The organism is Streptomyces sp. NPDC028419, from assembly GCF_055565515.1.
Map to the genome: position 1 here is coordinate 147,877 of NZ_JBVHUE010000013.1, position 13,571 is coordinate 161,447.

At 74.9% G+C, this 13,571-nt stretch carries 10 protein-coding genes; 4 read left to right on the plus strand and 6 right to left on the minus strand.

Translation table 11 applies throughout. The features are described 5' to 3' along the window. Positions 1-15: 15 nt before the first annotated feature. The 3 genes from ACZ4UB_RS17635 to ACZ4UB_RS17645 are packed head-to-tail and all read right to left on the minus strand — an operon-like array spanning position 16 to position 3,799. Positions 16-1,218: an ATP-grasp domain-containing protein gene (locus tag ACZ4UB_RS17635; RefSeq protein WP_468071065.1), complete on the minus strand. Its 1,203-nt coding sequence runs from the start codon at positions 1,216-1,218 to the stop codon at positions 16-18. Then, the gene (locus tag ACZ4UB_RS17640) at positions 1,215-2,510 is read right to left on the minus strand and encodes an MFS transporter (RefSeq protein ID WP_468071067.1); all 1,296 of its coding nucleotides are present in this window, start codon (positions 2,508-2,510) and stop codon (positions 1,215-1,217) included. The genes ACZ4UB_RS17635 and ACZ4UB_RS17640 overlap by 4 nt, the downstream gene beginning before the upstream one ends. Further along, on the minus strand, positions 2,510-3,799 hold the full coding sequence (locus ACZ4UB_RS17645; protein ID WP_468071069.1) for an ATP-grasp domain-containing protein: 1,290 nt from the start codon (positions 3,797-3,799) through the stop codon (positions 2,510-2,512). Before ACZ4UB_RS17645 ends, ACZ4UB_RS17640 begins: the two co-directional genes overlap by 1 nt. 269 nt (positions 3,800-4,068) lie before the next feature. On the opposite strand from ACZ4UB_RS17645, the gene ACZ4UB_RS17650 reads away from it, so the two are divergent. Beyond that, on the plus strand, positions 4,069-4,341 hold the full coding sequence (locus ACZ4UB_RS17650; RefSeq protein WP_468071071.1) for a GlsB/YeaQ/YmgE family stress response membrane protein: 273 nt from the start codon (positions 4,069-4,071) through the stop codon (positions 4,339-4,341). A 56-nt stretch (positions 4,342-4,397) separates the two neighbouring features. Here the strand turns inward: ACZ4UB_RS17650 and ACZ4UB_RS17655 are convergent, their stop codons facing one another. Together ACZ4UB_RS17655 and ACZ4UB_RS17660 are read right to left on the minus strand one after the other, a co-directional pair. Beyond that, positions 4,398-4,805, minus strand: a complete 408-nt coding sequence (locus ACZ4UB_RS17655) for a helix-turn-helix transcriptional regulator (protein ID WP_468071073.1) — start codon at positions 4,803-4,805, stop codon at positions 4,398-4,400. Then, positions 4,802-5,428, minus strand: coding sequence for a helix-turn-helix transcriptional regulator (locus tag ACZ4UB_RS17660; protein WP_354381913.1), 627 nt, complete (start codon positions 5,426-5,428; stop codon positions 4,802-4,804). Before ACZ4UB_RS17660 ends, ACZ4UB_RS17655 begins: the two co-directional genes overlap by 4 nt. Positions 5,429-5,781: 353 nt before the next feature. Here ACZ4UB_RS17660 and ACZ4UB_RS17665 point away from each other — a divergent pair, with 353 nt between their 5' ends. From ACZ4UB_RS17665 to ACZ4UB_RS17675, 3 genes are all read left to right on the plus strand, one after another. Then, the gene (locus tag ACZ4UB_RS17665) at positions 5,782-9,036 is read left to right on the plus strand and encodes a type 2 lanthipeptide synthetase LanM family protein (protein WP_468071075.1); all 3,255 of its coding nucleotides are present in this window, start codon (positions 5,782-5,784) and stop codon (positions 9,034-9,036) included. Between the two features lie 112 nt (positions 9,037-9,148). Continuing rightward, positions 9,149-9,364, plus strand: a complete 216-nt coding sequence (locus ACZ4UB_RS17670; protein WP_354381911.1) for a hypothetical protein — start codon at positions 9,149-9,151, stop codon at positions 9,362-9,364. Between the two features lie 83 nt (positions 9,365-9,447). After that, a complete protein-coding gene (locus ACZ4UB_RS17675; protein WP_468071078.1) occupies positions 9,448-12,369 on the plus strand; it encodes a helix-turn-helix transcriptional regulator in 2,922 nt (973 codons plus the stop codon). Positions 12,370-12,401: 32 nt separating this feature from the next. Here the strand turns inward: ACZ4UB_RS17675 and ACZ4UB_RS17680 are convergent, their stop codons facing one another. Then, on the minus strand, positions 12,402-13,571 hold the full coding sequence (locus tag ACZ4UB_RS17680) for a hypothetical protein (RefSeq protein ID WP_468071080.1): 1,170 nt from the start codon (positions 13,569-13,571) through the stop codon (positions 12,402-12,404).

The window sequence follows — 13,571 nt, forward strand, 5'->3', positions numbered from 1 at the left end:
CGGGGCCGGGCCGGTTCAGGCCCGGTCCGTCACCACGGTGATCCGCAGCCGCTCCGCCAGGAACTTCAGGGCGTCCTCGCGGGCGGCGGGGGAATCGGCCTTCACCAGGATGTGGCCGAGGCGTTGCGAGGAGGAGGTGAGGGGGCCCACCCGGTCGCCCACCCCCTTGCGCAGCCCGACCCGGACCACCGCCGGGTGCGCGGCGATCTCCGCGAGCCCGTCGACCTCCGTGATCGTGCCGGGCGCGCAGGTGGGGAAGTACGTCGCCGCGTACGCCACCGGGCGGGTGCGCACCAGATCGCCGAGCGGCTCGCCGAGCGCGAGCCGCACGACCGCCTCGTGCAGGTCGAAGCCGTACGTCAGGCTCACCGCCTCGGCCAGGAAGTCCCCGGGGGTGCGGACCGCCACCTCCATCAGGACCGGACCGTCCAGCCCCACCCGGAACTCCAGGTGCACCAGCCCCGTCCGCATCCCGAGCCCCCGCAGCACTCCCGCGGTCAGGGCGTCCACCTGCGCCGCCAGCGCCGGATCGGTGAACGCGTACCCGCAGCGGTGCGAGAGCTCCACGAAGTACGGCGGGGCGGTGGTCTCCTTCTCCGTCACATTGGCGAAGAGCACCTCGCCCTCGCGGACGAGCGCCTCCCAGCTGTACTCCGGCCCCGCCACCGCGGCCTCGACCAGGATCTTCCCCTCGCCGCCGCGCCGCGCCACGATCTCCTCGGCCTCCGCGGCGCTCGTGACCAGCTCGACGCCCTCGCTGCCGCCCAGGGACAGCGGCTTGACCACCACCGGCAGCCGCTCCAGGATCCACTCCCGGGCCGCGTGCAGGTCCGGGGCCAGCAGGAAGTCGGGCTGCGCCACTCCGTACGCCCCGAAGCCGGTGCGTTGCAGGGCCTTGTTGCGGGAGATCACCGCGGCGTGCAGGGACGGACCCGGCAGCCCGAGCCGCTCCTGGGCCAGCGCGCCCGCGGTCACGTTGGCCTCCGCGAAGGCGAGCACCCCGTCCGGGGCGCGGTCGGCGAGCGCCGCCGTCACCCCGGCGAACCAGGACTCGTCGAGGGATCCCGTCACCGGGTAGTAGGAGACGTCCTCCTCGGCCGGGCGGCCGCCCATGAGCGCCGCGTTCTCCACCGCGCGGACCCGGTGCCCGAGCCGCCTCGCCGCCTCCACGTACGGCCGCCCCATCGTGCCGACGCCGACCACCAGCAGATCCTTCACGCCACTGCCCCTTCGCTCGCTGCCTGCTTCTGTTCCTGTTCCTGTCCCTGCTCCTGGCGTTCCCGCTCCCGCGCTCGCTCCTGCTGTCGCTCCAGCGCCCGGGTCACCGGCGGTACGAGGACCGAGGCCAGGCAGAACACGAGGCCCAGAGCGGCCCATCCGGCCGCTCCCGTCGCGATCACCACGCCCGTCACCAGCGCCGGGCCCACGATCCGCTGTCCCGAGTTGCCGAGGCTGAAGACCGACAGGTAGGTCCCGCGACGGTCCTCCGGCGCGAACGCGTAGCTCAGGTCCCAGCTGCCGACCGCCTGCCACATCTCCCCGAAGGTCAGCGCGACGCACGCGGCCAGCAGCAACGCCCCCGCCAGCAGCGGCGGGAGCCCGTGCACCGCCGCCAGCGCCGCGCAGCACGCGGCGAGCGCGAAGCCGCTCAGCCGCAGGGCGCGGGCCGCCCCGCCGGGCCGTTCCGCACCGCGCGACACCGGCACCTGGAGCGTGATCGACAGCGCCGTGTTGACCAGGATCAGCACCGGCACGAAGCCGGCCGGCACCCCCGTGGCCGTCATCGCCCACAGCGGCAGCCCCACCGACAGCAGCGTCGTGTGCAGGTTGAGCACGCCGCCCAGCCCGGCCAGGCCGAGGTAGCGCCAGTCGCGGAAGCCCCGGATCGCCGTCAGCGGCCCCACCTTGCGCTGCGCCGCACTGGAGCGCACCAGCCGCAACCTGCTCAGCATCACCGCCGAGGCGACGAACGCCGCCGCGTTGCCGAGCACGATGCCCCGGTACGCCCACATGCTGTCGGCGGCGAGCAGCGGAGCCGCCAGCAGCGCGCCCACCGAGAAGCCGATGTTGCGCACGGTCCGCACGATCGCCATGGTCCGCGTACGGTCGGACTCCTCGGTCGTGTCGGACGCCACCGCCTGCGTCATCGGCTGCGTCGCCCCCTCCGCGGCGGCGAGGCAGGAGGACACCACCAGGAAGCCGACGAAGCCGTGGACGTACGCCAGCGCCACGAACCACAGGGCCCGCCACACCTGGAGCGCGATCAGCGTCCGCCGGGCCCCGATCCGGTCGCTGAGCGCGCCGATCGGGACGGTGGCCAGGAAGCCCACGAAGCCGGAGACGGCCAAGCCGGCGCCGATCTGGGTGGGCGACAGGCCCACCGAGCGGATGAAGAAGATCGTGGAGCCCGCGAGGAACAGGCCGGTGCCGATCGCGTTGATCAGCGAGGTCAGGGCGAAGGTCCGGCCGGCCGCCGTGGCGGGCACGTAGTCCGAGAGCGAGATCCGCATCACCGCGCACCTCCCGCGGGCCCCGCCGTGCGCACCGAGACCAGCGCGGCGGCCTCCTCGGCGTTGCGGGCCGCCGCCGCCGCGTCCGTACCGGTCGCGATGACGTAGCCGGCCCGCTCCCACGAACTGGTGACGGCCAGGACGACGTCGCCGGGCGCCACCCCGACGTGCACCTCCTCCACCCCGAAGGCGCGGCGGGCGGCCTCGGCGCCCTCCACCGCCGTCACCGGGCCGACGGGCGCGATCAGGAACCGTACGGCCGCACCCAGGACGGGCGGGCGCTGCGGCGCCGGAGCGCTGCCGTCCAGGACCCCGAGCAGCGCGGACAGGATGTCCGTCCCGTAGGCCAGGTCGATCAGGGCGGTGATCCCGCCGCCGGGCAGCCGGGCCGCGCACTCCACCAGGTGCGGGCGGCCGTCGTCGAGGATCCACTCCGAGTGGAGCACCCCCGAGCGGAAGCCCGTCGCCGACACCAGCACCGCCACCGCGCCGCGCAGCGCGTCGGCCTGCGCCGCCGGCAGCGCGGCGGGCACGGTGTGCCCGGTCTCGACGGGGTGACGCGAGTCCTGGACCATCTTGGCGGTGATGTTGGTGAAGCCGACGATGCCCTCGTGCACCACCGCCTCGACGCTGACCTCGGGCCCGTACAGGCGCTGTTCCACCAGGTAGCGGGCGGAATCCGGGTAACCGGCGTGCAGGGACGGCTCGTCGGCGGTCGTGGTGTGCGCCCAGGCCGCGGCGCCGTCGTCGTCCGGTCCCAACAGCCGTACGCCGAGACTGGCCTGGCGGCCCGCGGGCTTGAGCACGCACGCCCCGCCGAAGCGGGCGCGGAAGGCGCTCACGTCCTCGGGGCCGCGGGCCCGCTTCCAGGCGGGCTGGTCCAGGTCCGTACCGTCCACCGCGGCCCGCAGCAGGGTCTTGTCCCGCAGGATCCGCGCGGCCTTCGGGCCCGCGCCGGGCAGCCCCCACGCCTCGGCGAGGGCGGCGGCGGCGACCACGCCGTACTCCACGACCGGAACCACCGCGCGCACGGCCGGGGGCCGGGGCACCGCGGCGACGATCCGGTCCGGATGCTCCTCGTCCTGACTGGGCGCGGCGAGCACCGCGGCCACGCAGCGGTGTGCGTCGGCCAGGCCGGCGATGCGGCGCGCGGCGATGACGGCGGGCTCCTCCACGACCAGGACGGAGTTCTCGGGGAGCAGGACGTCCAGTTTGCCGAGCATCACCGGGCTGTACCCCACCAGAACGTGGGTGATGATCGCCGGACCGGACGGATCGGGCAGTGTCATGGAGGCCTCGCTGCGTGACGGAGGGCGCGGGACGGGGAGGGGCCGGGGCGGGTGCGCTGCATCGTGCCCGGCCTGCCCGACGACTGTGCCTTTCCGGCCACTTGACGGCATAGCCCGCTCAAGGTTCGGGTCCGCGCACCGCCGTGACCTCCCCATGCGGACCGGCGGGATCCGCGCCTGAGAACCATTTCGGCCCGCGCGGCGTCCTTCCTGGTGGGCGCGCACACCGAGGGTGGGTGCGGGCAGGCAGGGTAGAGGAGTGAGTGGGTATGGGGTTCGTCAGCTGGATCATCCTGGGGCTGCTGGCCGGAGGCATCGCCAAGGTCCTGCTGCCCGGGCGCGACCCGGGGGGCCTGATCGGGACGACCCTGATCGGGGTCGCCGGCGCCTTCATCGGCGGGTGGCTCTCGGCGAGGTTCCTCGACCGGCCCATCCAGAACCAGTTCTTCGACCTGGCCACCTGGGGCGCGGCCATCGCGGGGTCGCTGGTGCTGCTGATCGCCTACCGGATCCTCTTCGGCCACTCGCGCTCGTCCAGGTAGCCGGGACGGACGCGCGCCGCGCGCGGGCGGGTGGGGTCGCACGCGGCGGGCGCGCGTCAGATGAGGCGGTACTGCACCGCGCAGGCCACCGCGTGCGAGCGGTTGCGGGCGTGCAGCCGGGACATCAGCTCGTAGATGACGTTCTTGACGGTGTGCTCCGAGCAGGACAGCGTGCGGGCGATCACCGCATTGCCGTGGCCCTCCGCCATCAGCGCCAGTACCGAGGTCTGGCGTGCGGTCAAGTGCGGGGCGTCCGCGGCGATCGCGGGCGCGGCGGCGGGCGGCGCGGGGTGTCCGCACAGCAGGCGCAGCAGATCCGGATAGGGCATCTCGACGGTGTCCGGGGCCGGTTCGGGGGCGGGCGCGAGGCCGGTGGCGACCTGGGCCAACATCCGGCTCAACCGGACCGCTTCGAGGCCCCCCTCGCGGGCCGACGTGCGCGTCGGTGCGGCGACGGGGCTCACAGCATGCCCGCCCGGAGCGCGTAGGCCACGGCGTGGGCGCGGTTGCGCAGCCGGAAGCGCTGGGTGATGTCGTGCACGACGGTGGTCACCGTCCGCGGCGAGTAGCACAGCCGCTTGGCTATCTCGCTCGTCTCGTGGCCGTCCGCCACCATCCGCAGCACCGACCGCTCCCGATCGCTGAGCCCGGCCGCGTCCCAGGGCCCGGCCGCCACGTCGGCCGCCGCCCCCCGGGCGCCGGAGTGCTCCAACAGCAGGTCCAGCAGGTCCGGCGGCAAGGTGCAGTCACCGCGGGACGCCGCCCGTACGGCCCGGGCGAGGCGGACCGGGTCCGCCTCGCGGCGGCGCAGCAGCCCCCGGGCCCCGGCGGCGATCGCGTGCAGGGCGTCGGCGGGCTCCAGCTCGCCCGCCACCAGCACCACGTCCGGACGGGACGGGGTGTCCCGGATCGAGCGCAGTACGTCGAGTTCCGTGCGGCCGACCCGGTCCACGGTCATGACCACGACGCGGGGTTCGCCGCCCGGAGTGCTCAGGGCCACCTCCGGACAGGCGAGCAGGGCGCTCTTGGTGCCGGCTTCGAGCACCGGATCGAGTGCGACGACGTTGACAGGGACGGGTTCTCCCACCGGGTCCTCCGAAAGTCATCCGCCTACCGGGTGTCGGACCGGCGGAAGGGGTGCTGGTTCCCAGACTGGGGCCCGCCGCCGGGAGCGGCATCGGGCCCCTGCCCCCACATTTGTGAAGGCGCGGTGTCACGAGCGGCGGATCATGTGAAGGCCGCCGTCCCGGTCCCGCGGGAGGGCGGCCGGGGCGGTGCGGCCGAGGTCGGACCGGGGCGCGCGCCCGGTCCGCCGGGAGCCCGCGGGCAGGGGGCGCGGGGCGTGCGCGCCGTGCGGACGGGGGGTCGTGGGGGCCGCCGTTCGGAATATGGGGGACGTCCCCCCATGTGCGCGGCGCGCGGCTCTGCGAGTTTTCTCTCGTGACTGACACCGCCACCGCCGCAGGACCCGAGGTCGGCGGCCTGACCCACTCCTGGTGGGCACAGGCCCTGAACCTGCGGGAGCGGCTCGCCGCACCGGGTGCCCCCGCACCCGCGCGCACCGACGCCCCCCACGCCCGGCCCGCTTCCTGGGCCCTGGGGGACCCCGACGGTTTCGCGGCGCGGCTGGCGAGTCTGGGCGCGACCGAGGACACCGGGAACGCCCTCGCGGCGGAGCTGCCGTGGCGGCTCGCCGCCCGTGCCGAGAAGCCCGCGTGGGCCCAGTACGCCGAGCGGATCGTGGCGCGGGCCCCCGCCGAGCGCACGGCCGGGGGCGCCACGACCGCCCCGGACACCGCACCGGGGGCGTGCGGCGCCGAAGCGGCCGACGGCGCCGCCGTGTTCCTGCCCGCGCTGCGCCCCCTGACCGAGGTGGCCTGGGCGGACACGGCCGAGCGGATCGACCTGCCCGCGGCGGAACTGGCCGCCGTCCGCGCCGCCTTCGAGGGGTGGCTGGGCGACCGGCTGATCCGGCAGTCCGCCCGCACCCTGGTCAAGGAGCTGCACGCGGCGCGCGGCGCCGGGCGGCTGGCGGGGGAGACCCCGCGGGAACGCTTCGCCGACTTCCTGGCCGGGCTCGGCACCCGGGAGGGCCTGGCCGCGCTCTTCGCCGGCTACCCGGTGCTCGCCCGGATGCTGGCCCGGTCCTGCGCCCAGGCCACCGACGCCACCGCGGAGCTCGTCCGCCGCTACGCCGCCGACCGGGCCGCGATCGTGCGGGAGCTGCTCGGCGGCGCCGACCCCGGACCGCTGGTACGGATCGACCTCGGCCGCGGTGACGTCCACCAGGGCAACCGCTCCGTCGCCCTGCTGCGCTTCGCCGACGGCGCCACCGTCGTGCTCAAGCCCCGCCCGCTCGACCAGCACGCCCTGCTCGACCGGGCCGTCGCCTGGACCAACGCCAAGGTGCCCGGCCTCGGCCTGCGGACCCCGCGCTCGGTGCGCCGGCCCGGGTACGGCTGGCTGGAGTTCATCGAGCACGGCTGGTGCACCTCGCCCACCGAGCTCGACCGCTTCTACCGCCGCCAGGGCGCGCTGCTGGCCCTGCTGTACGCGGTGGACGGCGTGGACATGCACTACGAGAACGTCATCGCCTGCGGCGACCAGCCGGTCCTGGTGGACGCCGAGACCCTGCTGCACTCGGGTCTGCCCGCCGCGGTGACCTGCGGGTCCGACCCCGCGGCGGCGGCCCTGTCCGCCTCGGTGCACCGCACCTGCCTGCTGCCGAGCCTGCTCATCGGCGAGAACGGCGCCATGGACATCTCCGCCCTCGGCGGCGGCCACGGCGGCTCCTACCCCAGCGACGGAATGAGCTGGGAGGCCGCCGGAACGGACGAGATGCGGGTCCGGCGCGGTCGCGTCGAGACGCCGGCCGGACAGAACCGGCCCGCCCCGCGGGACCCGGCCGCCGCACACGGCGACCACCGCGCCGCGCTCCTCGAGGGCTTCCGGGCCGGCTACGACGCGATCGCCGCGGACCGCGCCGAACTCCTCGGCGAGGACGGGCTGCTGGGCCGCTGGGCCACCAGCCCGGGCCGGCTGATCGCCCGCGCCACCCGCCTCTACACGACCCTGCTGGAGGAGTCCACCCATCCCGACGTGCTGGGCGACGCGCTGACCCGGGACGCGCTCTTCGCCGTGCTGTGGGCGGAATCCGAGAACGACCCGGCCCGCCAGCGGCTGATCGAGGACGAGACCGCCGACCTGTGGGAGGGGGACGTACCGCTCTTCTTCCACCACCCCGCGCACACCTCGGTGCGCACCTCGCGGGGCACGTACATCGAGGGGGTGCTGCCCGCGCCCAGTCTGCGGGCGGCCCTCGACAAGATCGCCGGCATGGGCGAGGTGGACCGGCACGACCAGGAGTGGATCATCGCCGCGACGCTCGCGGTGACCGGCGCCAACCTCAGCGGCGGCGGGCCCCGTTCGGCGCTGGCCGGGCACCTCGCCCCCGCCGTCGTGCCCGACCCCTCCCGGCTGCTGACCGCCGCGTGCGGGATCGCCGACGAGATCGCTGCCCGCGCCGTCCACGGCGAGGGCCGGGTCAACTGGCTCGGCCTGGAGCAGGTCGCCGGTGAGCACTGGGCCGTCCTGCCGATGGGTGGCGGCCTGGCCCAGGGCTACTGCGGAGTGGCCCTCTTCCTGGCCCAGCTCGGCGCCCTGACCGGCGCCGGACGCTACACCGCGCTCGCCCGTCAGGCCGCGGCCCCGCTGCCGGAGCTGCTGGCCACGCTCGCGGCCGACCCCGCGCTCAGCGCCGCCGTGGGTCCGGGCGCGCTGCACGGACTCAGCGGCATCGTCTACACCGTGGCCCGGCTGTCCGCCCTGCTCGACGGGGACAGCGGCACCCTCGCCGGCGGAGATCCGCTGCGGGCCTGTCTGCCGGACGCGCTCACCGCCCTCGCCCTCGCCGTCGAAGCCGACCCCGACGGCCCGGCCGACCTGGCCGACGGCCTCGCCGGAGCACTGGCCGCCACCGTCGCCGTGCACCGCCTGACCGGGATGCCCGGCGCCGCCGCCCTCGCCGCCGCCTTCGCCGACCGGCTGGTCTCCCGGGCCGCACCGCGCCTCGCCGGCTCCGCCGGGCCGGGCCCCGCCGCCGCCGGCTTCGCCCAGGGCGACGCGGGCATCGGCTGGGCCCTGCTGCGCTACGCCGCCGCCGAGACCGAGCGGGGACTGGCGGGCACCGCGGCGGTCCGGGCCGAGGAGTACGCCCGTACCGGCGCCGCCCTGCTGCGTCCCGCCCTGGACGCGGCCCTGCGCCACCCCGCCGACCTCGGTTGGCACTCCGGGCTGGCGGGCACCGCGCTCGCCGCCGCCGATGCCTTCGCCCGGGCCGGTCAGCCGGTCCCGGAAGCCGAACTCACCTGGTGCGCCGCCCTGCTGAGCGACCCCGCCGAGGCGGGGGAGTCCACCGAGTCGGCCGAGTTCGGCGACCTCAGCCTGGGCAACGGCACCCTCGGCTCACTGGAACTGCTCAGCGTCCTCGCCGGGCAGGGCCACCCCCGGGCCGCCACCGCACTCACCCACCGCGCCGGTCAGGTCCTCGGCCGCCTCGAAGGCCACGGCCACCGCTGCGGCACCCCCGACCACGTCCCTTCACCCGGACTCCTCACCGGCCTCTCCGGCATCGGATACGCCCTGCTCAGGCTGGGCTTCCCGGAGACGGTCCCGTCCGTCCTGCTGCTCCACTGACCGGCTCCGGCCGGACCGACCGCACCACAGCTCGTCAGCACCGACCGCACCGACCGCACTGCAGCACCGAGCGCCACCTCCACCTCAGGTTCCGAGAAAGGTACTCACCACCATGCAGGAGTTCCAGGTCAACGCCACCGCCGCCGCCACCACCGACGCGGCCGCCGAGGTTCCCGCCGGGGACCCCGCGGGCGGCATCACCCTGTCGGGCCGCAACAAGGCGTGCGCGCGAGCCCGGGCGCTGGCCGGTCTCGTCCTCACCAGCGGACTCGTGGTCGCGCTCAGCCAGATCGACACCAGCGTCTCGGCGCCCAACGTCACCTGGTAGTGCCCGGTATCCGGATGACGGTACGTGGAAAAGGCCGACTTTCGGTGCACTGCGGACCGTACGCATGAACTAGATTTGCGCTCATGCGTTCCCGTCCGCGGTACATCATCGGTCGTGACTCTCAACTCTTAGAGATCAAACACGCGTTGACCGAGGCCAAGGGTGGGCGCGGCGGGGTCGTCTTCCTGGTGGGCGAGGCCGGGATCGGGAAGTCCCGGCTCGCCGCCGAGGCCGTGGGGATGGCCTTCAACGACGGGATGCGGGCGCTGCGGGGCCGGAGCAGCACCACCGGCCCCACAGTGCCTTTCCGGCCATTGACGGAAGCGTTGATGGCGCTGTTCCGCGGCGGCCCGGCGGGCGGCCCGTCCCTGGACGACCTGCCGCTCGGCCCGTACCGGCCCGCCCTGGGCCGGATCATCCCGGACTGGAGCGGCGACGCCCAGGACAACAGCTCGATGGTGATCCTCGGCGAGGCCGTGCTGCGGCTGCTCATCGCCACGGGCCGGGAGGACGGCCAGCTCCTCCTCCTGGAGGACCTGCACGACGCCGACCCCGAGACCCTCGCCGTCGTCGAGTACCTCGTGGACAACCTCGAATACACCAACGTGGTGCTTCTGGCCACGATCCGCACCGAGTCCTGCGACGCCCTCGACATGGCCGAATCGGCCCGCCGCCGCGGGGTGGGCACCGTGCTACAACTGGCCCCGCTGACCCGGCCCGAGGTCCGCGCCGTGATCGCCGCGCAGCTGGACACCGAAGCCGAGCTGGTCCCGGAAGCCGCCCTCGCGCGCCTGTGGGACGACAGCGCGGGCAGTCCCTTCCTCGTCGAGGAACTCCTCCAGGGCATGATCGGCAGCGGCGCGCTGGTCCGCGCCGAGGACGGCTGGCGGGTCGTGGGCGACCTGCGCAGCGACGTGTCCACCGCCCTCGCGCGCGGGATCCTGCGGCGCGTCGACCGCCTGGCGCCGCAGGGGCTGACCCTGCTGTCCGCGGCCGCCGTGATCGGCCGCCGCTTCCCGCTGACCGTGCTCCAGCGGATGACCGGCATCGACGACCGCAGTCTGCTCAGCCACCTGCACGCGGGGGTCGCGGCGCAGCTCGTCGTCCACGACGAACCCGCCCCCGACTGGTACGCCTTCCGCCACTCGCTCACCGCCGAGGCGCTGCTGACCCAGCTCACGCCCACCAACCGGGCGGAGATGTCCGGCCGGGCCGCCGACGCGGTCCAGGACCTCTACCCGGAGCTGGAGGGCGAATGGTGCCCGCTCGTCGCGGAGTTGCGCTCCCAGGCCGGTGACGAAGCCGAAGCCGGGCGGCTGTTCACCGTGGCGGGACTGCGGGCCCTGTCGGCCGGCGCCATCGGTTCGGCCGTCACCCTGCTGGGCCGGGCCGAGCGGCTGCTCGCGGCCAGCGGCGACGCGGCGGGCCGCACGGCGGCCCTGGAGGCCCTGCTGCCCGCGCTCGCGGAAGCCGGCGACTTCGCCCAGGCCTTCGGCTTCGCCGAGAACCTGCACACCCTCGGCGGGAGCGGCCTGAGCGCCGAGCGGCTCGCCGCGCTGCACACCAGGCTGGCCAAGGTGGCCCACACCGCCGGGCGTTGGGAGGACGGCAACCGGCAGATAGCCCAGGCCAGGGCCCTCCTCGGGGTGCACCCGGACGAGCGCAGCACCGCCTCCATCGACGTCACGGCCGCCTACCTCGCCCTCGACACCCCCGGCCCGGACCGCACCCAACTCGCCGAGAAGCTGGCCTACTCGGCGCTCCAGGCCGCGGAGCGGCACGGGCTGCCCACCGTGGTCTGCCAAGCCTGGGAGCTGCTCGCCACGCTGGCCCGCGAGCGGGACTTCGACGAGGCCACGGCCCTGCTGGAATCGGCCCTGCACACGGCCGAGCAGCACCAGCTCCCGCTCCAGCGGATGTACGCCCTCACCCGCATCGGCGGGAACAACTGGCTGACCGAGGGCAACACGATCCCCCTGCTCGCGGCCCGCGGCGAAGCCCAGCGGCTCGGCTCCGCCACCATCGTGTACACCATCGACGGGATCATGATCCTCGACGCGGTGCTGCGCGCCGAGTTCGCCGCCGCCGCCCAGGCCTCCGAGGAGTGCCTGGCCGTCGTCCAGCGGCTGCGCCTGGCCCCGGCCACCCGCTACGTGCTGATGGCGCGGGCGACCCTCGCCGCGCACCAGGGCGACCGGGCGGACATGGAACGCGCGCTCACGGCCTTCGCCGAGTGGGACGGCAGCGGCTCCCAGGAGGAGCCGCTGACCCGAGGGCTGGCCCGCGCGTTCTGCGCGCTGATGGAGGAGGACCGGTCCGCCGCGGTCCACGAACTGCACGCCGTGGCCGAGCTGGAGAACACCAACCCCAGCACGTACTACCTCAGCGGCCGCTACGGCATCGGGCTGTTGCTGGACGTGCTCTCGGGCGAGGCGGGCCGCGGTCCGTACGAGGAGATCGCGGCGACCGCCCCCGGCCGGATGCGCTGGAACAGACAGTTCGTGCTCTTCGCGGGCGCCGTCCTGGACGGCCGGGAGGGGAGACCCGACCTGGCGGCCGCCGCCGTCAACGAGGCCCTGCGCACCGCGGAGCCGTACGTCACCGCCCTCCACCTGGGCCTGCGGCTGATCGCCGAGGCGGCCCACGCGGACGGTTGGGGGGAGCCCGTGGCCTGGCTGCGCCGCGCCGAACTCCACTTCCACCAGCAGTCCGTCGCCCCCGTCGCGAACGCCTGCCGGGCCGCCCTGCGCCGGATGGGCGCCCCCGTCGCCCAGCGGCGCACCGGCTCGGGCAGCATCCCGGACGTGCTGCGCACCCAGGGGGTCACGGTGCGCGAGTACGAGGTGTTCCGGCTGCTCGCCGAGCGCCTCGGCAACAAGGACATCGCGGACCGCCTGTACATCTCGCCCCGCACGGTGGAGAAGCACATCGCCAGCCTCGGCACCAAGACGGGCCGCTCCAACCGCGCGGCCCTGTGCGCCCTCTCGGCGTCCTTGCGCGACTAGGCCGTATCCGAAAGAGACGCCCGAGCAGGTACTCAGCCTTCGAGCAGTGCGACCGCCTCGGCGAAGTCGGCGTGCGCGGGCTCGAAGGTGCGTGCGGCGGCGAAGAACATCGACCGGTCGACGAGGGCGCGGGCCAGGCGTGCGCGGTCGTCGGGCGTGCGCCGGGCGAGCGCGACGCCCTCGTCGAAGTAGGGCGTGAACCGCTCCTCGAACCGGTAGGGGTGGTCGCCGTCGCGGACGGCCGCGCGGACGCAGATCCTGCGCTGGACGTCGACCAGCTCGGGCAGCCGGTGGGCCTCGCGCAGGGTCGCCGCCTGCGCTTCGAGGCCCGCCAGCATGCCGAGGAACCCCTCCCGCACGTGGCGTGACCATCCGTGCTCCGTGCCGAAGGGCGGCATCGGGGACTCGGGGCTCGCGGCGGGTTCGGCCGCCCGTCCCGACAGGACGAAGAGGGTCTTCCACCACCCGAGGATGCAGCTCCAGTTCTTCGGCTCGCCCGTGGTCGCGAGTTCCTCCAGGACACCCAGCGCCTCGCGCCGGGCGGCCGCGGCGCCCGCCCCGTCGCCGACGGCGTCCCGCATCCGGGAGAAGTGGACCAGCTCCCACGTGAGGATGGACAGCGAGGTGCGCTGTTCGGCCGCCTTGTGCCGGGTCACCTCCAGGAGTTCGCGGAAGACGGTCGCTGCGGCGTCGTGCCGCCCGGCGCCCTCCAGGTTCGCCGCCCACCGCACCCGGTTCCAGAACACGTTGTCCGAGCCCTCGTCCCGGGCGGCCGCCTCGTCGAGTTCCGCCGCCCGCGCGAAGTGCCCCTCCTCGGCCAAGGCGATCGTCAAGGGCGTGGTCAGGCCCGCCGCGGCGAGCTCCTCGCAGACCGCACGCCCCTCCGTCCTGCGCCCGAGGGCGAACAACGAGACGCGGTAAGAGTCCAAGGCCCGGCGCAACCGCTCGGCCCCGTTCGGCTCACCGACCTCGATCCCGCGAGCGACCCGCGCGGCCTCGGCGGTCAGCGCGACGTCCATCTCCAGACTCCTGCTCTCGTAGTGGAGCGAGAGCAGGGCGTCCACCAACTTCGGCCCGTAGGCCTTCGGGTTCACCTCGACCAGAACCCGGTACGCGTCGACCTGGTCCCTCCGGCTCGGCCGGCCGGACCCCAGCAGCAGCACACGCGCCCGAAGCACCGCATCGTGATCGATCGTCACCAT